The following is a 19,531-nucleotide window of genomic DNA, read 5'->3' as shown; positions in this document are numbered from 1 at the left end:
TGAGTTAACGGAAAATTCCGTTAGCTCTTTTTTGTGTTTTGGGAGGTAAAATTATGAGACGAAAAAGTAAGGAGAGAATTTCAAGAGAGATGATAATCCAGTTTTTGATAAAGGAAACAGGTTCAACACGAAAAGAAATAATAGCAAGTATAGAAGAACTTGAGGCCTTTGGATTGATAGGATTTAACATGAACGGTGACTTTAGACTGAAAGAGGTGTAATTGATGAGACAAATTCAGTTTATTAGTGCCAGCCATTATCAGACATCTGATCGCTTTTATGCCTTACCAAAGGTTTTGTTTGAAAATCCTATTTATGAAAATATGAGGTTAGATGCAAAAGTCGCTTATGCTATGCTTAAAGATAGACTAGATCTTTCTTTCAAGAATAATTGGATTGATGAAGATGGAAATATCTATTTGGTATATTCTAACTCTAATTTGATGAAGATCCTTAACTGTTCAAAATCTACCCTATTAAGAATTAAGAAGCAACTCACAGAGTATGGATTAATTCATGAGGTGCAACAATCTACAAGTAAATCAGGAAATCTAGCTAATCGAATTTACCTTGGTCTCTTGCAAGATGACACAGTTGCTAGAATGGTTGATAAATCAGGTGATTTCAAATCTGACACTAGGGGGGTGTCAGATTTAGACCAGGGGGGTGTCAAAAAAACACTAGGGGGGTGTCAGATTTATACGGGGCCGGTGTCAAATTTAGACCCTAACGATACTGAATACAGTGAGACTAATGATAAAGACACTGAATTAGTTATTTCTGAGGAGGACGAGGAGAGAGTCTCTAGAAATTCCCAAAATAATAAACAAGACAGTCTTTCCCGAAAAGTTGATAAAGCTAGCAGGTATGATAAGGATTATATCTATGATTTAGTTTATTCTCAACTGTTAGAAGAAAATTACTCAGATACGATGGCGGCTTATATCATGATACCATTTGAAGAACGTTATAGATATGCTTTAGAAAATATGCGATTTGCCCGTTCCTCAGAAGTGATTGCTGAATATGTTTTTAATGGGTTACTTGCGATTTACAATAGTAACGCTCGAAAGTGTATGGGAAATAATTGAAAATGAAATATATCAAACAAATATCAAGTTAAGAAGAATTACAACAAAATGCTAAAAGAAAGAGAGGTAACTTTATGGGATTGTTTAATAACCAAGAGAGAATGAACAGAGGGCAAGCTATGAAGGCTACACCTTCCCAACCAGTTCAAGAAATTGAAATGATTGTAGAGTATTTTGATAAAACGGTAGACAGTATTTCCGTCACTTCCAACTTGGAGGAACTAGAAAAATTGGTATCAAGTTCATTTGGAACAGGAGCGAGTATGAATTTTACATCAGCGACTCCACCGTTTTCTATCAATCCTCGATGGGTGAAGAAGATAACTTATCGGACAAAATAAGGAACAATATCAGGAGGATAGTAATGTTTAAACTAGTTACAATGGCTTTATTATTGATCTTAGCTTATGGAATAGGGCTTGTCATGCTGGAGCTGAAGAATGCTCCTCTGATGGATGATGAAATACTATCAAGTCCAAATAATGAAGGAGACAAGTAGATGTGAGGAAACAAACACAAAATCGTATCAGAGAATTACGAAAAAATCCAGGTTGTCACAACAAGCCTTGGCTGATCAGATAGGTGTGTTTCGTAACACCATATCGAACTGGGAAACAGGATATAGTCAGATAAGTCTGGAGAATGCTAAAAATGTGGCAGAATATTTCGGGGTAACCATTGACTACCTGTTAGGGTCAGAATCGGACCAAATGTAGTCCAGTTAAATCCATTTTGACCGAGAAGTCATTAAACTACAGACCTTTGAAAACTGAATACAAGGCTTGCCCTGATACAGCGTGGCTATGGATAAAAAAGAAACGGGGGCGAGCAGCAAACTAGAAAAGGATATCTAGTCCAGCCACTGAACGAAAAAGCATGATAAAGATCATAAGCTGAAGGAGTAAGGGTTACTAGACTATAAACCCAGCGCATGAAATACCGATGTAAAAATACGTTTTTACACAGCACGGCGTTATTTCGCCTTTCAACTTCAAGGAGAAATCTATGATAGATGAAACAACGGTCCGCTTAAGGGACTTAAAAAACTTAGGAAAACAAGGAGGTGCGACAGCTCGCTTAGAGGACGGAACAGACCTTATCCTGAAGCCAGACTATGCAGTCAAACAGGCTAGAGGATACGTAGACGGTGTTCTAAAGGATGTTGAATTTCATTTGCCTTATAAAAAGGTTTATGATCAAATTCGCACTATCAAAAAAGGAAGCCACATAGTGGCTAGGAAAGTCAGAAGTCCATCGGGAGTGGAACTTCGCTTGACAGGAAAAGGCTACCAGCCTAAGAATACTAAAAATTAGAAAAGGAAAAATTACAATGAACAAGAAACAAGTATTAGCTACACTCGCACTTTCAACACTCGCACTCACACAAGCTGGTGGATTTGTATCAGCTGATGAAGTAACACCAATTGATTCTTCTGCTCCAACAACAGAAGTCGTTACGCCAACAGTACCAAGCGCTTCAACAGAAACAAAGGCTCCAGCAAATCAGTCAACAGAGCCTTCAGTTACTCCAGTTGATCCGACAGCTCCTTCAGACAAGGATAACGCAGGAAGCCTTGACGGAGTGCCAGCTGATAAACCAGCACCTTCAGATAAGGCGCAAGACAAGGATAATGCAGGTAGCCTCGATGGTGTTCCAACACCATCAGATAAACCACAAGACAAAGACAACGCAGGAAGTCTTGACGGAGTGCCAGCTGATAAACCAGCGCCTTCAGATAAGGCGCAAGATAAAGATAACGCAGGTAGCTTAGATGGTGTTCCAGATGAAAAGCCAAAAACTACTGATCAAGCGAATCAGCAAGGGAAGTCACAAATTGGAACCACTTCAAGCTCAACAGGTCAGGCGGTGCATGATATTACGAAAGCACCTGTTCAAACCAGCACAGGTAATTCTATTGTCAGCACTAAAGATGGAAATCTTGTCCTTGAAGATGGCTCTGTAGTTGCTCCTGAAGCGCTTGGAGGTGTTACGAATGAAGACAAGACCATCAGTGTTTCAACTGCAGATGGTAAAATGGTGACTTTGCCAAACACAGGAACAGAACAAAGTTTCCTAGCTGCAATCGGTGGAATGTTATTGACCGCAGTTGGCTACTTCTACAAGAAAAAATTATTTTAAGGTGAAATGGAAAGGGAAAACATTAAATGGCAGAAAAAACAAAAGGACACGGATATTTCCGTAAGAAAAAATGGGCTAAAGGCTTAGTATCAGGAATTGCAGTTGCAGGTATTGTAGCCTTCTCTGCAGGTTCTGTATTGGCGGATGAAGCAGTACAGCCTGAAAGCAAAAACGACAACAACGCATACGCTAAACAAGCTGGTAAAACAACAGGAAGCCAGTCTATAGCGATTGATAATGGAGCAGTCACAAAGGCTGCTGACAAAGCTAAAACAGCTGGAGTAGTTGTATCTGAAACACCAAGCGTTGATAAGGGGACAGATACCACTGCTCCAAAACTTGAACAGTCTAAGTCTGAGATTAAACAAGATCAGGATAAACAAGTTCAGGAACTTGAAGCCACAACTACAAAACAAGTTCAAAACAACGAAGCTTTCAAGGAAGCACAGAAAGCCATCCAAGCTAACAATCAATTTGTAGCGGATGAAAAAGCCAAGCATGAAGGGGCAACAGCTGTCACAGTGACCAATGACGGTTCGACTGCCACAGATGGTTCAGCAGCCCAAAACAAGAAAGCTACTCAAACAGCTAAACAGGTCTTGTCAGATAACCAACAAGCAGTAACAAAATACCTAGATGAAAAATCTAAGTATGATGCTACTGTTGAACAAGCTACTGCTCTAAACAAAGCGGTAGAAAGCGCATCTGAACAGCTGAAGAAAGAAAAGGTTGACGTTAAAGTCGTTACACGTACGGTCTCTTCAGTCGCAGAAGTAGAAGCATTGAAGAAACAAAATGATCAGGCTATTGCGACTGCAAAAGGCAAAGTGGAGCTTAACAAAGCCCTGATGGCTGCCTACACAGAGAAGAAGAATGCTAGTGATCAAGTCAATCAAGATGCTGATCGTAAGTTAGCTGAATTGAAAAACACTGGTGTACTTCTCAATTCTAAAACCCAAGAAATTTCTTCAGCTGATGAAGCTAAGCAAATTGGGAAACAAAACCAAGCAGCTTATGATCAAGCTAAGCGAGCCCAATCTGAATGGCAGAAGAAGTACGATGAGCTTCGTGCTAAGACAAGCACGGAAGGCTACACTAAAGAAGTAGTCTTGCAAGCACTTAGCATTGCGACAGCAAATCCTGAAGCAACAGTGGACTCCTCTGCTCCAGGAGCGCAGGTAACCACTAAAGATTACATCGCTTCCTCAAATGGAACGTCAGGCTATACTCGTGTTCTTGACTCGACTAAAGTCTTGAAATACAAGGATGTTGGCACTGGATGGAAAACAGAAGTTGACTACACTAATCTGAAAGGTTTGACTGTTTCGACTGCAGATGGTAAAAAGCATGATATTTCTCGTATCCATCGAAAATTCGAGATTCTTAATCAAGGTAAAACGGGCCTAAATGATGTATATGTCCTAAACGACCCGACTGAGAGTTTTGTAGTAGCTCGTAATGATGGAGCTGGTGGAGCAGCAGACTACATGAATTTCTTGGTTACGGATACCTACTACTACAATGTGGATGGGAAAGAAGTAGCCTTCCAAGCAAGTGAAAAGACTCCTGCAACCCTGACCTATTCCTCACTCAACCATAATCTTATTGGTTGGGAAGGTGCGAAAGCCATTAACGGAACTCATGTTGAAATTAACGGCTCAACTGTAACATATAACAAGGATTATGGATATGTTTACGCTGAAGAGTACAATCGTCAAGAAGATGTGGGGCATGTTTGGGATACATCTGACTCACCTTACCAATACAAGGGTGCTGCACTTGGTGTTTTCAAGGAAGGGACAGCCTTCACAACCGAATTTATCCAATGGGATGGACCAGATAATCCAAGTGGCCAAACCTATTGGTTCGCTTTGAATACAAAGGTTGTAACGCCAGTCGTTGAAGTTCCAGCTACTGCAACTATCACAAAAACAACCGTGAAGCCAGTTAAGACTGAACCTGTATCAGCTGAATTGGTTAAAGCGAAAAATCCAGTTAAGCCAACCTTGGCTCTTAAAACACTTTCTGAGACGAAAAATCAGAAGTTATTAGCAAACTATCATGGCTATAAATTGCAGTATAAGCCAGTTGTCAGCAAATCTGTAGCAGATACAGATAAGACCAACACAAATGGTCAAGAAGTAGCTAAAAACGCTACTCAGACCTATACATTGACCCATGACAATATCTATGCGAACCTGAAAAAAGGGGACAAGATTACCATCATTGATCCACTCGAAGCTGGAGCAGTTCCTGATGTGGCTGTTACAAAAGCAGCTGCAGAGAAAGCTGGATGGGGCGTTGCTTACGATGCAGGAAAGAATACTTACACCTTTACTGCAACTTACGAAGGGAAACGCCTAGAAGCTCCAGTTATTACCTGGAAGCCAATCTATGATAAGGGCTTCTATGACAACACTTATAAAGTGTTAGTGAATAACTACGAAGTTTTCTCAAACACTGTTACGAACTACACACCGAAACCACCAAAACCAGTCAAAGCTGTTCTGGATCGTTCTGGTAAGAATATAAACGCAGCGACAACATTTGATCGCAACGTGACCTTCCGATTGGTGACTGATTATAGTCCATACACCAAGACTCTTGCTTCAAGTCAAGCACTTGGCAAGAAGTTTGGAATCCTGGATGATGTTCAAGACAATGCCTTCACAGTTGACCACAGCAAGATCAAGATGACTGCTGCAGGTAAAGACGTTAAAGCGCTCTTTACTATGTACCATGTGCTCTCAGACAAAGGACGTACAGATGCAATCAATAAAATCCTGAAGGAATTGAACTTGAATCCTAAAGGTGAGTTCTATCTCTGGGTAGCAAAAGATTCCAAGAGTTTCTATCAAAACTACGTGAAAGCAAATAAGAATGTTACTGTTGATCTCCCAGCTAAACTCTTGGTTAAAGCAGGGGAGAAAGTCGAGAATGACTTTAAACAGATTGACTTTGGTAATAGTTATCAGTCAAATCTTGTAACAGTTGAAGTTCCTAACGTGAAACCCGAAAAGCATGCGCTTGATAGAACAGGTAAAAAGGTTCTTGATGGCAAAGAAGTTCAATTAGGCGACTATATCCAGTATTTTCTTAACGGTGTTACTGTTCCAGAAAAACATGATACGTTGTACCAATATGACGGTTTGGATAAACTCGATACGAAGCATGACCGTTATACAGGTAATTGGAAAGGTGTCATCAAGGGTACAGAATACACAGCAGAAAAAGACCTAACGTTGCCTTACGATGTTATCCTTAAGGATGGTAAGCTTATCAAAGCAGGGGATAAGGTTGCCAAAGGTAGCACTTATGCCTTTACCTTTGAGTTTAACCAAGGTACCAATTCAGAGTTCATCAAGAAACTTGTGACTGTTAAGTGGGATGCCAAAGGTGGTCAATGGTCTTACGTTATCAATCAAGACTTCCTTAACTCCCTAGGAGTAAAAGGAACATTTGATGCTGACTTCTACATCGAGGTTGAGCGTATTGAAACTGGTGATAAGATTGAGAATACCTTCATCAATATTGTCAATAAACAAGAAATGACCGCTAAGGTTATTACTCGTACACCAGAACCACCTAAACCAACACACCCAGAAAAACATGCGCTTGATAAAACAGGTCAGAAAGTTCTTGACGGTAAAGAAGTTCAAATGGGTGAATTGATTCAGTACCTTCTTGACGGTGCAACTGTTCCAGAAAGACACCATACGTTGTACCAATATGACGGTTTGGATAAACTCGATATGAAGCATGACCGTTATACAGGTAATTGGAAAGGTGTCATCAAGGGTACAGAATACACAGCAGAAAAAGACCTAACGTTGCCTTACGATGTTATCCTTAAGGATGGTAAGCTTATCAAAGCAGGTGATAAGATTGCCAAAGGTAGCTCTTATGCCTTTACCTTTGAGTTCAACCAAGGCACAAATTCTGAGTTTATCAAGAAACTTGTGACTATTAAGTGGAACGAGAAAACAGGGGTATGGTCTTATGTTATCAATCAAGATTTCTTGAACTCTCTAGGAGTTAAAGGTACCTTTGATGCTGACTTCTACATCGAGGTTGAGCGTATTGAAACTGGTGATAAGATTGAGAATACCTTCATCAATATTGTCAATGGACAAGAAATGATTGCGAAGGTAACAACCAACACTCCAGAACCTCCAAAACCAGAGCCTAAAGAACCACACAAGCCACAACCACAAGCATCGCTTCCAAACACTGGAACAGCAGCAAGCATGCTTCCAACTTGGGGAATGATTTTGGGATTGTTGAGTCTTGCAGGAGCTGGGCTTCGTAAGCATAAAAAATAGAACATCTAGAAATTCCCCCTCATCTATGGTATAATGAAGCCATAAAAAAGAGGGGGAAGAGAGATGAGAAAGGACACGAAAATGGATGCACATGTGACTAGAAGTGGATATAGATACTACACTCCAACTCAAAAAAAATCAGAAGTCACTAAGGCTGAAGAGAAGAAGTGGAAAAAAGGACTACGTTGGCTAGGAAAAGCCGTCTGGTCAGGAATGAAGAACTTACCGAGTTTGATTACGAGAGCTGCCGTTTTGATGGTTGCGACTCCACTCATGTTTCTCCTCTTTATCTTTAATCTGATTAAGAGCTTGATTGCAACAGCAATTGGTTGGTTTGTGTTTAAGGTTATAGTTGCGTTTCTTGTTCTGTGTTATTGGGCATTTCTAACAAAAGAAGGAACCGCTCCAGCAAGTGTTGAACTTTGGTTTAAAAATTGGATAATGCCAGAAGGTGTTCCAATCTATCATTGGTGGGAAACGACCATTATTGTTGTCTTAGCTGTGATTACAGCCCTCTCTCTAACCTTTCGTCCAGAGGATGAAAAATAGTATTAAATAAACAAAGTAGGTACTAGGAATCTTTCTTAGTACCTTTTTTATAAAAGAAAGTGAGAAAAAAGAATGGATGCAGTTGTAGATTTTATTAACAAAATTGGAAACATCGGTGGGATTATCGGTATTGGTTGGGCAGCTTGGGGTGCCTGGGACTTAGCGGTCGGAATCAAACGTGAATTGGATGACAAGAAGGATAAAGGAATCCAAAGTTTGATACTAGGTGCACTTCTTGGTGCCGTCCTAAAAGCCCTCTTTACAGCTTTGGCAACAGGTCTTCAATCTCTTGGTTAGGATGAAGAAGAAAGAGGAGGTGGTTTTATGAACCAATCCACACTTGATCAACTAACCATGAGTCTGAAAGACTATAATACGACAGCCTATGAATTGATGGAAACTGTTTCGGGTTCGATGGAGAAGGTAGCCATTTTGCTTCTTCTCCTTTTTATGGGAATCAACCTTATGAATTGGCATCAACAACTTAAAAGCAATGGTGGGGAGCTATCTTTTCAGCTCTGGATTGAAGAAATTCTCAAGTACGCCATCGCCCTATTTTTTATCCTATATGTTGATGCAATTTTTGATGCTTTATCTTGGCTGTTTAATGTTGTAATTAAGGCAGTGGCTAGCGCAAGTATTAGTCCGTATGAAACTGAGTTACCGGATTTAAAAGGAGTCAATGCTATAGCTAAAGCTATGCTCCAGTTTATTTATTGGGTTGTGGATTTTATCGGACAGATATCGACCAAGTTGTTGATCTTGTTGCGCTCCTTTACACTCTACACGTATAAGGGAATCGCTAAAATTATTGTTGCTTGTTACATGGTGGACAGCTTACGTCCAATCTGCTTCGGTTTCTTTAAGCTCTATATTGCAGCTGTCCTTCAGGGATTGATTTTAGTGGTTATTATCATGCTTTATCCAGCCATTGTAACTAACGACCTGTTGACGGTTGATAAGACTGGAGCTTGGACAAGTGCCTTAGTTGCCATCGCAAAGGGAATTATTTACATCATAATGCTATTTGGCAGTCAACGCATGGCCAAGAATATCATGCAGGTGAACTAGGAGGAGAAATGTTTAAAAAGCACTCACAGAAAAATCAGCAAGTGCTAGGAAATATTTTGAGAGTTATTTTAAAAACAGTAGTCTGGGGGCTACTGTTTTTACTTAGGACTCTTTTTTTCTATTACTTGTGCCGTAGGGCTTTACAGCCACATTGGCTGGCTCTCGTAAGTGGTATTATTTTAGCGTGTGGAAGTGAATTTATTTTCTTTAGAAAAAATGTTTGAACATATCAACGAATAATACTTCTTTACTTAATTCCCAGAATCTTTTCCTTTTTGTGGAATTTAGCAAAGGATAGGATTTTTCATATTCACAATTTTTTAAAACTTTTAATACCAGCCTTTTATGAAAAGAAAATAATTGTAAGATGAAGTAGTATGAAAGAACGATACCTACAATTATTCCGACAATTACACCAAAAAGTTCGAGAATGTTTTCGAATTTTATATTCATTGATTTTAATTCTTCAATAAGTAACTGATCAGAAACAGCTTTGTCTGCTATTTTTAATCCAATGTTAGCAAAGATAGTAGAAACAAGAACTAAAACTGTAGATAGAATTCCGCAACTCCATTTTGTAAATTCTACTGATTTTTGAAGAGATTCCTCAATTTCTTTAATGAGTAAATCTCTATCAGACTTTTGAAAATCATGTGTTAGAATTGGGGTTAATAAGTAAACACGATGCCTTACATAAATTGTTATTGCTCGTGCAAAGAAGAATATCAGGAGTTGATCAAAAAGATAACGCCCTGTACCTGAAGGATGATTTTCAGCAATGTTATAGAAGTTAAACAATGAGTATACGGTCCAAGCATAAAGCACCTGTTGAATAGTCTGTAGGTAAAACACTTGGAAAGCAGGTAGCTGAGATTGAATTCGTTTGAGGACTTGATAGTAGAAATGGCTCATTAGCTTTCCCTTCATAGTTTTTGTTTTATTATACCATACAAAGAAAGGAACAGAATGACACGTTTAGGAAGTGAATTTTTAAAGGCTTTAGATAGCTACGAAAGGCCAGTTATAGGATATATGACACTGAGACAGTTAGTGCTACTATTTGGTATTGCATTGACAGTAGTTGTCACTACTATCCTCTATTGGCTGAAGGCACCCGATACTATTCTTTATGGCGTTGATATTTTGTTATTAGCGCCTTTTGTTATTTTCGGGTGTTATTTCGATGAGAAAATTAAAGATAATGTTCGTTTCATGTTAACCAAGCAGGAGCGCTCTTATCAGACAGATTATGACAGAAAGGAATACACAAGAAATGAATTTATTCGGCCGAAAGAAAACCCCGAAACTCTCTAAGGAGGAACGGGAACGGGCCAAACGTCTGAGACGTACCATGACGGCCTCTACACAGAACAGCCTTAATTATCAATGGCTGACACCTGATGGACTTATGAAAATTACAAATGATCAATTTTCAAAAACCTATCGTCTAGGTGATACAAGCTATATTACTGCAACAGATGATGAGCGAATTGATATTATTGAAACAAACGCTGATATTTTTAATTCGCTGGACATTGACAATGATATGCAGCTATTGATCCTGAATCGTAGGGTAGAAAGCAATAGCTTATCTTCTATCCGCTATGATTTGGTTGGAGATGGATATGACGATTATCGTAAAGAATACAATGCGATGATCAATGATCGTTTCTCTCAGGAACAAAATACCTTCAAGGTAGAAAAATATCTGACGATTACAACCCAAACGGATCAGGATCATCAAGCTAGAAGAATCCTCGATGATACAGCCAGTGTTATTGAAAGCCAATATAGTGGCTTAGGAATCTCCTTTAAGGAGTTAGAGGGATTAGATCGTCTTCTTATCTTCCGAAAACTCTTAAGACGAGAAGACTTTATTGATTTTAACTATGAAGATATCGCTATTTCTGGATTATCAACTAGGGACTTTGTAGCTCCGAACTATCTGAGGTTTGAAAAAGATCATATGAAAATTGATGATTGTTTCGCAAGGGTGATGTATGTTAGACAATATCCTACCTTCTTGAATGACAAACTGATTAAGAACATTCTGGATACAGGAATTGAACTGGCTATCAGCCTACATGCGAAGCCCTATGATACTGCAGATGCCCTGAAGAAAATCAAGACAGTCAAGTCAAGTGTCCGGAGGGAAATGATCAAAAGTCAGAAGACTGCCGCTAAAGAAGGTTATGGAAGTGACTTGGCCGTTGGTGGGAAGGCTGTAGAGACATCTCGTGAAACAGAGAAATGGACGGAGGAACTCCAGGACAATGACCAAAAAATGTTCTCAGGTGTGATGACGATTTTCTTCATGGCTGACAGTCTGGAAGAATTGAACATCTACACAGAGCAGGTTCAACGCTCTGTCCGTAAGAACACGGTAGAACTGGAAAAGTGTTACTTGTACCAGGAAGAATCTTTGAATACGATTCTACCGATTGGGATTCCATTTATCAATGTGAAACGCCGTTTTATGAGAGATATGACTACCAGTAACTTGGCCACACAAGTCCCATTTACCAATGTAGATCTTCGATCTAGCAGTTCACGTGCAATTTATTATGGCCAGAATCAGCTATCTAAGAACGCTATCACAGTTGACCGTAAGAAAGACTTGAATACAGGTTCAGGTTGTATCTTTGGGAATTCAGGATCAGGAAAGTCAGTTCTTGCTAAAGGAGGAGAGATTATTCCTACCAAACTACGTTACCCTGAAGATAATACCATTATCGTCGATCCTGAAGATGAATACACTGGTATTGGCCGAGAATTAGGTGCTGAAATCATCACAATCGCTCCTGGATCACAACATCACTTCAACTTGTTGGATCTACCTGATAAGGATAAGTTGCAAGCAGAAGATAGTGATCCGATTGGCCAAAAATCAAACCTCTTATCAACCTTGTTTGAGAACATATTCTCTGAAGTATCAGACGATGAATTTGCGATGATTGACCGTGTGACGAGAAAGACCTATGAGGAATTTGAAAAACCAACCTTTAAGGATTGGCAAGCCGTTTTGGAACGTCAACCTGAAGCTGTTGCTAAGGATCTGGCGCTGAAGGCAGAACCTTATACTATCGGTTCAAACGATATCTTTGCTCATCCTACAAATGTCAATATGAATAGCCGCTTTATTATCTTCAATCTCAAGCAGCTGAGTGGTAAATTGAAACCATTTGCCCTCCTGGTGATTCAGGACTTCATCTGGAACCAGGTAGTCAATAACCAAGGTAGAACCATTACATGGTTGTACTTTGATGAGTTGCAGCTCTACTTCAAGAATAAACTTCAGGCAACATTCTTTACCGAACTCTACTCACGTATTCGGAAATATGGAGCCATCCCAACAGGAATTACACAGAATCCAGAGACTGTTTTATCTACGGAAGAAGGTAGAAAGCTAGTCGCAAACTGTGAGTTTCTAGCCCTCCTGAAGCTGAAGCGGACAGACCTAGAAGCCCTGGAGCAGGTTATTCCTCTTACGCCTTCACTGGAGCGATTTGTCTTGCGGCCAAAAGCGAAAGGTACTGGTTTGATCGTGGCTGGAGATACGATTGTCCCATTTGAAAATCCTATCCCTAAAGATACCAAACTGTATCAATTGGTTGCGACAGATAGTTAAAAAAATAGAAAGAGAGGTGATTTCTTTTGTTTGAAAGTGATCCCAATCAATTAAAACAGGAGCGTAAGCGGAGAATCAAAGAAGGATCCTCCCTCAATGCTGAAAAAAAGCCTAAAGAAGCACGTTTAGACTCAAAAGTTGTATTTAAGGAAGCTAAGAAAAATTATCGTTTAGCTGTAAAAGATTATAATCTACACAAAGGACCTCAAGCAACAGCGAGAGGTCTTTTCTTTAAGCAACAGCTTGATCGAGCAAAGTTGGAAAAACAAGTTGCAACAACGCTCTATAAACAAGCTAAAAAAGCTGATGACAGCTATATTCCCAATCGTATAAAGAGACGAACAAAACAAAGCACTCGAATGAAAGCGAGACACGACGTTGAGAAGACAGTCAGAGATAATGAGATTCTTGGAGACTGGGTTCAGGCGAGGCAAAACATTCGTCAATTTAAGTACCAGGTAAACGCCTCTAAAAGAGCGTTAAATGCTGTAGGAAATCTGTCTAAGTATTCTATCAAGCATAGTTACAGTAGGGCAAATAAGACCTATAATTTTATCAGAGGGCGAGGGTATACTCGAACACCTAGAGAGTTCTCCTGGGAAGGAAAACTCAGCAAAAAGATGAAACAGGCTAGAAATCGTCTAGCTCGTTCAAAATTTGGGAAGGTATCAAGAGGTACAGGGAAGGTTTTGAAGGTTGCGACAAAGCCTCTACGTTCCATCTTATCCAATCCATTAGCAGTTAAGTCCTATTTCTTGATGTTCCTCATCTTTGCTGTTCTAGGGATATTTATGGCCATATTTGGAGGCGGTGGTCCTGTCCAACAAAATGAATTTGACCTGAATAAGTCCTGGCTTCAGATCAGTAAACGAGATCGAGAGAAGTCCAATGATAAGGTAGACTATTGGACAAACATCGATGACATGATCTTTTTCATGAACTTTCGCTACGGCAGTGAGTGGAAACCAGAAAGTAACTGGAATGAGGGAACTGGTGGAGAATGGGCTGGGACATTAGGTTTCAATCACTATTCGGATGCCTTGAATGATCTTTGGAATCATTTGAATGATGATCCTCATAATTTGAAAAAGATGGCTGATTTATATGGCTCCTCGTCAGACCTCAAGTGGGCTAAGTTGAGTGATAGCGAGTTAGAAGAGTATAAAGAGCTAGAGGAGTTGACTAAAGAGGTTGGTCGATACCCCTCTTATCAAGAATTAGCTAACCCCTTTTACCAGGAGGATGACCCTTCTTATCAAGCTCCTCTAGTTATCCTGAAGCGGTTTGGTTATACCTCTAAGAGTGAAATCTATGAGAAAACACAACTAGAAGCTTCAACAGGGCAAGCTATAAGAGCTCCTCTTGAGGGTAAAGTCAGTGTGACAGATGATACGACTGTATCAATCAAAACAGATAAAGCCATCTTTACTTATGAAGATGTAGGAAATATCCGTGTTTCTGATGGTGATCAGGTCAAAGCTGGAGACGAGGTTGGGAAGGTAACGGCAAATGGTTACCAGGTCATTCAGTATCAAAAATTGGAGGAAAAAGAGACAAAGGATAAGAAAGAAAAGTGGACATCAGTCAATCCAGGCTTTTACTTTCAATCTGTCACGTATAATCAGACAACCTCAGTCATTACTACACTTGATGGTGATCTAGGACAAAAGTCACGAGCGATAAAAGACTTCCTGAAGCAAAAGGTACCAGGCCTAACAGATAATGGTTTGGCAGCCATGCTTGGGAACTTTGCTACAGAAAGCAATATCAATCCTAAACGTGCTGAAGGAGATTATCTTAGCCCGCCAGTAGGGGCTGATTCTTCTTCCTGGGATGATGAGTCCTGGTTAGCTATAAGTGGGCCCGCTATCTATGACGGTAGGTATCCAAATATTCTTCATCGTGGTTTAGGGTTAGGTCAGTGGACAGATACAGCGGATGGTTCCACCAGGCATACTTTATTATTGAATTATGCAAAATCCAAAGATAAAAAGTGGTACGATTTAGAGCTGCAGTTGGATTTCATGCTGGAGGGAGATACTCCTTACTATATCACTGAACTGACCTCAATTCTAACCAGCACAGAAGATGTAGAGACACTTACAGAGCGTTTCCTGGTTAATTGGGAAGGGAACTCTGGAGACAAGGTCTTAGAGCGCCAGAATAATGCTAAACAGATCCACGCTTTTCTTAATCAACAAGTTCGAGGAGGTGGAGCGTTAGCATCCTCTTGGGATTTCCCTGCAGAGTATCAGTCAAAAGTGGAACACCCTCCTACACAGGCCTCCATGACGACACAACAAGGAAGCGGCTACCCAGTTGGTCAGTGTACTTGGTATGCGTATAATCGTTTAGTCGAACTAGGAACGATTACGGACTTATCAGGAGCTTATGGTTATCTTGGTAATGGTCAGGATTGGGTGGCAAGCCTGGTCGCAAAAGGATGGCGATATAGTACGTCGCCAACGAAAGGAGCCGTTGTATCAGTTCTAGGTGGATTTGGTGGGACACCAGGTGAATACGGCCATGTTGCGATTGTGGAAGCTGTAAACTCCGATGGATCATTCCTTGTTTCGGAATGTAATATCCAAGGAGTACAGGATAAGGTTCATTTTTCTGTCCTCTATCCAGCTTACTACTATACATTTGCGACACCAAATTAAAAAAGAAAGAAGGTAAATCATGAAAATGATAGATATGGAGAAATTGAAACTCCTTAAAATAGGAGGAATCCTTATAGGAGTTGTGCTAGTTCTAGGATTCGTATTCTGGATTGGAGCAGCAACCTCAGCACAAAAGAAAGCTAAACAGGAAGCTGAAACAACGCAACAAGAAACCAAAGTAGAGGGAAGCGAACTAACTCAAGAATATGTGAAGGAATTTTTGACGGCTTACTTCAATAAGCAGGATCTTGGAGAAAATAGAAATCGCTATTTGCCCTATATGACAGAAGCTGCTTACAATCAGGAAGTGAACTCTGAAGAAGAACCATCGGTACAAACCTATAAGGGCTATGTAGTGGATACACAGATGAAGTCTTCTACCATCTACATTGATCAAGAAAATAATGTTGCCTTAGCTCAAGTGAGATACACTCAGACACAGTTACAGAAGAAGTATGATTATACTAACGCCCAAACAAACGTAGGATCTTCAAGAACCATACGGCTTCGCTTCAGCAAGCAAGATGGGAAATACCTGGTAAATCATATTGACCCTATTTTGATTGTGGACAGCCTGAGCGCAAGCGAAAAGGCGAGTATTCCGTCACTAAACAAACCAAGCACTAACCAAACACAAAGTACAGAAGGGAAAAAGGAACAATGACAAAATTAGAATCTTTAGAAAGACAAAAACAGAAAGCGGAAGACCGCTTAGCTGACTATATGTCTAAGGCCAAGAAGGAAGAAGATAAACTGAAGGAGCTAGAAACTCAAATCATTCTGGCCAAGCATGAGGAACGGTCAAACTACTTGGCCGAACATAATTTAACCTGGGCTGATATTGAAACAGCTCTTGCTGAAGGAAAATTGAAAGGAACTGAAAAAGATGTACCGTTTAACCAATCTGACACAAAACATGACCACAACGTATAAGAATCGAGACCTTGTGTATCAAGCTCTGGAGCGAGAAAATGCCAAGGTGAAACACCAGGAGGCTGAGGCTGTTTTACTGGTAGAAGAACTGGATAAAAAGAATGTAGTGATCTATCAAGAAGATATTTATTTGCCGTTTGAGGGGATCGCAGATAGCCTCTTCCTGAAGCCTGGGACGGTGAAACACGAGGAGGTGGGGTCAAAAGAAGCAAAAACCTCTCTCTTTAAGCGTCAGGCTAAAACAAAACGTGGAGCACAGATTCCTGAAGAGAAAGCAGAAGTCCCTTCCTTGAAACATGAAACTCTCAAACCTGCAACCTCTTCCAAACGCTCTTTTTGGGTGTATTTAGGAAGAGTTCTGGTGTTATTTGGTCTAGTAGGAAGTCTGACAGTTGCTGGTTTATCAATTACGCTAGTTTACCATCAAGAAAAGAAACTATCGGTCGTATCCAAGGAACTTTCTGATTTAAAAACCATTCAGTCAAAAACAGGGGAACTAGATGCTTTTTCACGTTACTTTTTACCAGTCTATTACTCTGATAAAGGGAAGGTGGATGATTTTGTAGCTCCTCAGTTAGTGCTAGACAGACAATCAGGTCAACTGCAGTCAGTGATTTTGGAGTCTAGCTTGATGGTCGATGAAGCAACCTATCAACTGACCTATGTAGTGGCCGTGAAAGACGGGGAAAACAGAAGTCAGAAACGCTTGGTAGTTACTGTAAAGGAAGAACCTGGAGCACGTTATGGTTTCCAGGTTATTGCGAAGCCAGAACTATCCAATTATCCAAAATAAAGGAGGGCTTACATGGATCAAGAAAAGGTCAGTCATTCCCTGGCATTAAAAGGAAAAGTAACCCTAGAGATGACAATACAAGCTCTATATGCCCTCGCAAAAGCCCACTATGACAAGAATCAACATAAGGCGGCAAATCGAACTTTTGAAGGGGAGACGCTATTCAATGACTTTATGGCCACCAAGTCTGAAAAAGACGTTGAGAAGTTACTAAACAGTGAAGTCCACTTGGCCAAGCTAAAGCATTACTTGGAAGAGTATAAGGTGGGTTTTACTTATCATCAAAAAGATGGGACAACCTATCTCTTCTTTGAAACAAAAAATCGTCCCCTGGTAGAAAAGGCTCTCAAAGAGATGTTAGCAGACATCACGAAAAGCCCAGAAAAATTAGAGGAGTTTGCGAAAAAGGTACTGAAGAAACCACACGAAATGACTCCTGAAGACAAAATAGCCTACTACAAGAGTCATATGGTGTATAAGGGAACTATCCCTGTAGTGACGAAGGATATTGGAAAGGAGAAAGCACGATGATTAGAAAGCCTATATGGCCCTACCTGGTGGTGGGGCTATTTTCATTTGTAATTTTCCAGTCCTTTTACCATTACTACCAACTTTCGACTGCAGCAGTACCTTTTATGGGAATGTTGCGACTTCGTTGGTTGCTAGAACACTGGGAACGCTTCTCTTTTGGTGTTTTCTTTGATTCAGGAGCCTTATATGCAGGGTTGATCGGATTCGGCCTCCCAATGCTTGTCTATGCTTCTATGGATAAGAATTTATATCGTCAGGGAGAAGAGCAAGGTAGTGCTCGTTTTGCGACTTTGAAGGAAATGAGACGGTTTGAAGACGTTGATTCTGAGAAGAATATGATTTTTTCAAAACAGGTCAAAATGGGACTATTTAACTTTCGCTTAGCCTACAATGTGCAACTCAATAAAAATGTGATTGTCATTGGTCTTCCAGGAGACGGTAAAACCTTTACTTTTGTATTGCCAAATTTAATGCAGATGAACTCAAACTTTGTTGTGACAGATCCCAAAGGAAATCTGGTACACGAAGTTGGGAAGATGCTTGAAAAGGCAGGCTATGCTGTTAAAATCTTTGATTTGATTCGGCTCAAGAATTCAGATCGGTTTAATCCTTTTCATTACATGAAGTCTGAGCTAGATATTGATCGTATCTCTGAAGCAATTACTGAGGGAACGAAGAATAGTGAGCATACTGGAGAAGACTTCTGGGTTAAAGCAGAGTTGATGCTTCAACGGGCATTGATTGGTTATCTCTATTTTGACTCTAAGGATCCTGAAACTGGAGTCCAGTTATATATGCCAAACCTGGGTCACGTTGCGGATCTATTAAGAAATATGTCTCGAGAGGACCCAGATGTACCAAGTCCTGTCGAGCAGATGTTTGAAGAACTGAACGAACATCAACCTAACAACTATGCTTATAAACAGTGGAAATTATTCCAAAACTTCACAGGTGAGACAAGAAACAGTGTGGTAGCGATTCTGTCTTCTCGCTATTCTATCTTTGATCATGAAGATGTACGAAACCTGATCAGTGAGGATACCATGGAAATGGATACCTGGAATACGAAAAAGACAGCTGTTTTTATTGCTATTCCTGAAACCAATAACGCCTTTAATTTTCTTTCCTCAATCTTGTTTGCGATTGGCTTTGAGGTTCTCACACATAAGGCTGATGATATCTTACAAGGTAAAGTACCTGGTTACAGTAGAAAAAATCTTCGCCACATTCAGTTTATCTTCGATGAGTTTGCGCAAATTGGCCGTATTCCAAACTTCGCCCAGGTTCTATCTTCTATTCGTAGTCGTGAGATGTCTATTAAGATTATCATTCAAGCTGTCAATCAGCTAGAATCACTTTATAAAAGTGATTGGAAGACGATCTTTAATAACTGTGCCACTCACCTATTTTTAGGGACGAATGACAAGGATACGATGGAATACTATTCTACAAGGTCAGGCAAGCAGACGATACGCACCCGATCCACTTCAAAATCGCATAGTTATCGGAATGGATCATCAAGTGAAAATAAACAAATTCAAGGCCGTCCACTTTTAACTCCAGATGAAGTCGCAAGAATTGGGGTAGAAGAAGGATTGGTCTTTATTTCTAAACAAAATGTCTTCAGAGATAAAAAAGCAAGTGTCTATGATCATCCTAGAAAAGATGAGATTGCAAGTTCTCCTGAAGATACAGAAAACTGGTACGAATATACTCGAAAGGGAACAGACATCGATGGCTTGCTTTTATATGCCAACGATTTGACTCCGCAGCTAAAAGAGTTATTTGTGGCCTAACATATAGAAAGGAC

The 19,531-nt window shown here is 40.1% G+C and carries 19 protein-coding genes and 1 pseudogene; 19 read left to right on the top strand and 1 reads right to left on the bottom strand.

The window, feature by feature from the left end:
* Positions 1 to 53 precede the first annotated feature (53 nt).
* The 11 genes and pseudogenes from M1F74_RS08680 to M1F74_RS08635 all read left to right on the top strand — a co-directional run bounded on the left by M1F74_RS08680 (position 54) and on the right by M1F74_RS08635 (position 9,173).
* Positions 54 to 221, top strand: coding sequence for a hypothetical protein (locus M1F74_RS08680; protein ID WP_247946860.1), 168 nt, complete (start codon positions 54 to 56; stop codon positions 219 to 221).
* 3 nt (positions 222 to 224) lie between these two features.
* Complete coding sequence (locus M1F74_RS08675; RefSeq protein WP_247946859.1) at positions 225 to 1,091, top strand: replication initiator protein A; 867 nt, start codon at positions 225 to 227, stop codon at positions 1,089 to 1,091.
* 74 nt (positions 1,092 to 1,165) lie between these two features.
* Entirely contained in the window at positions 1,166 to 1,432 is a 267-nt protein-coding gene (locus tag M1F74_RS08670; protein WP_247946858.1) for a thiopurine S-methyltransferase, read from the top strand.
* 23 nt (positions 1,433 to 1,455) lie between these two features.
* Entirely contained in the window at positions 1,456 to 1,590 is a 135-nt protein-coding gene (locus M1F74_RS10100) for a hypothetical protein (RefSeq protein WP_020901883.1), read from the top strand.
* 2 nt (positions 1,591 to 1,592) lie between these two features.
* A pseudogene (locus M1F74_RS08665) lies at positions 1,593 to 1,807 on the top strand (helix-turn-helix transcriptional regulator).
* Positions 1,808 to 2,096: 289 nt separating this feature from the next.
* Positions 2,097 to 2,405, top strand: a complete 309-nt coding sequence (locus M1F74_RS08660) for a hypothetical protein (protein ID WP_009729747.1) — start codon at positions 2,097 to 2,099, stop codon at positions 2,403 to 2,405.
* Positions 2,406 to 2,421: 16 nt separating this feature from the next.
* A complete protein-coding gene (locus tag M1F74_RS08655; protein WP_247946857.1) occupies positions 2,422 to 3,231 on the top strand; it encodes an LPXTG cell wall anchor domain-containing protein in 810 nt (269 codons plus the stop codon).
* A 26-nt stretch (positions 3,232 to 3,257) separates the two neighbouring features.
* A complete protein-coding gene (locus tag M1F74_RS08650; RefSeq protein ID WP_247946856.1) occupies positions 3,258 to 7,553 on the top strand; it encodes an SspB-related isopeptide-forming adhesin in 4,296 nt (1,431 codons plus the stop codon).
* 63 nt (positions 7,554 to 7,616) lie between these two features.
* Complete coding sequence (locus M1F74_RS08645; RefSeq protein WP_247946855.1) at positions 7,617 to 8,102, top strand: hypothetical protein; 486 nt, start codon at positions 7,617 to 7,619, stop codon at positions 8,100 to 8,102.
* 72 nt (positions 8,103 to 8,174) lie between these two features.
* Positions 8,175 to 8,399 (top strand): hypothetical protein, encoded by a 225-nt coding sequence (locus M1F74_RS08640; protein WP_000340303.1) that lies wholly within the window; start codon positions 8,175 to 8,177, stop codon positions 8,397 to 8,399.
* Positions 8,400 to 8,426: 27 nt separating this feature from the next.
* Positions 8,427 to 9,173, top strand: a complete 747-nt coding sequence (locus tag M1F74_RS08635; protein WP_247946854.1) for a hypothetical protein — start codon at positions 8,427 to 8,429, stop codon at positions 9,171 to 9,173.
* A gap of 207 nt (positions 9,174 to 9,380) precedes the next feature.
* On the opposite strand, the gene M1F74_RS08630 is transcribed toward M1F74_RS08635, so the two are convergent.
* Positions 9,381 to 10,085 carry a hypothetical protein gene (locus M1F74_RS08630; RefSeq protein ID WP_247946853.1) on the bottom strand — a complete coding sequence of 235 codons (705 nt, stop codon included), beginning with the start codon at positions 10,083 to 10,085 and terminating at the stop codon, positions 9,381 to 9,383.
* A 54-nt stretch (positions 10,086 to 10,139) separates the two neighbouring features.
* Here M1F74_RS08630 and M1F74_RS08625 point away from each other — a divergent pair, with 54 nt between their 5' ends.
* Genes M1F74_RS08625 through M1F74_RS08590 form a run of 8 tightly spaced genes read left to right on the top strand, consistent with a single transcriptional unit; the run spans position 10,140 to position 19,517 of the window.
* Positions 10,140 to 10,487 (top strand): PrgI family mobile element protein, encoded by a 348-nt coding sequence (locus M1F74_RS08625; RefSeq protein WP_000197456.1) that lies wholly within the window; start codon positions 10,140 to 10,142, stop codon positions 10,485 to 10,487.
* Positions 10,447 to 12,801, top strand: coding sequence for a VirB4-like conjugal transfer ATPase, CD1110 family (locus M1F74_RS08620; RefSeq protein WP_247946852.1), 2,355 nt, complete (start codon positions 10,447 to 10,449; stop codon positions 12,799 to 12,801). The genes M1F74_RS08625 and M1F74_RS08620 overlap by 41 nt, the downstream gene beginning before the upstream one ends.
* A gap of 26 nt (positions 12,802 to 12,827) precedes the next feature.
* Positions 12,828 to 15,464 (top strand): phage tail tip lysozyme, encoded by a 2,637-nt coding sequence (locus tag M1F74_RS08615; protein ID WP_247946851.1) that lies wholly within the window; start codon positions 12,828 to 12,830, stop codon positions 15,462 to 15,464.
* A gap of 19 nt (positions 15,465 to 15,483) precedes the next feature.
* Positions 15,484 to 16,128, top strand: coding sequence for a hypothetical protein (locus tag M1F74_RS08610; RefSeq protein ID WP_247946850.1), 645 nt, complete (start codon positions 15,484 to 15,486; stop codon positions 16,126 to 16,128).
* Positions 16,125 to 16,397 carry a type III restriction endonuclease gene (locus M1F74_RS08605; protein WP_247946849.1) on the top strand — a complete coding sequence of 91 codons (273 nt, stop codon included), beginning with the start codon at positions 16,125 to 16,127 and terminating at the stop codon, positions 16,395 to 16,397. The genes M1F74_RS08610 and M1F74_RS08605 overlap by 4 nt, the downstream gene beginning before the upstream one ends.
* Positions 16,351 to 17,190, top strand: a complete 840-nt coding sequence (locus tag M1F74_RS08600; RefSeq protein WP_247946848.1) for a hypothetical protein — start codon at positions 16,351 to 16,353, stop codon at positions 17,188 to 17,190. The genes M1F74_RS08605 and M1F74_RS08600 overlap by 47 nt, the downstream gene beginning before the upstream one ends.
* 12 nt (positions 17,191 to 17,202) lie before the next feature.
* Entirely contained in the window at positions 17,203 to 17,721 is a 519-nt protein-coding gene (locus tag M1F74_RS08595) for a hypothetical protein (RefSeq protein ID WP_247946847.1), read from the top strand.
* The gene (locus M1F74_RS08590; protein ID WP_247946846.1) at positions 17,718 to 19,517 is read left to right on the top strand and encodes a VirD4-like conjugal transfer protein, CD1115 family; all 1,800 of its coding nucleotides are present in this window, start codon (positions 17,718 to 17,720) and stop codon (positions 19,515 to 19,517) included. Before M1F74_RS08595 ends, M1F74_RS08590 begins: the two co-directional genes overlap by 4 nt.
* Positions 19,518 to 19,531: the final 14 nt, after the last annotated feature.

Source organism: Streptococcus oralis (genome assembly GCF_023109315.1).
Taxonomy (GTDB): Bacteria; Bacillota; Bacilli; order Lactobacillales; family Streptococcaceae; genus Streptococcus; species Streptococcus oralis_BS.
Note: the sequence above shows the minus strand (reverse complement) of the source record. Positions and strands in the feature narration are given on the sequence as shown.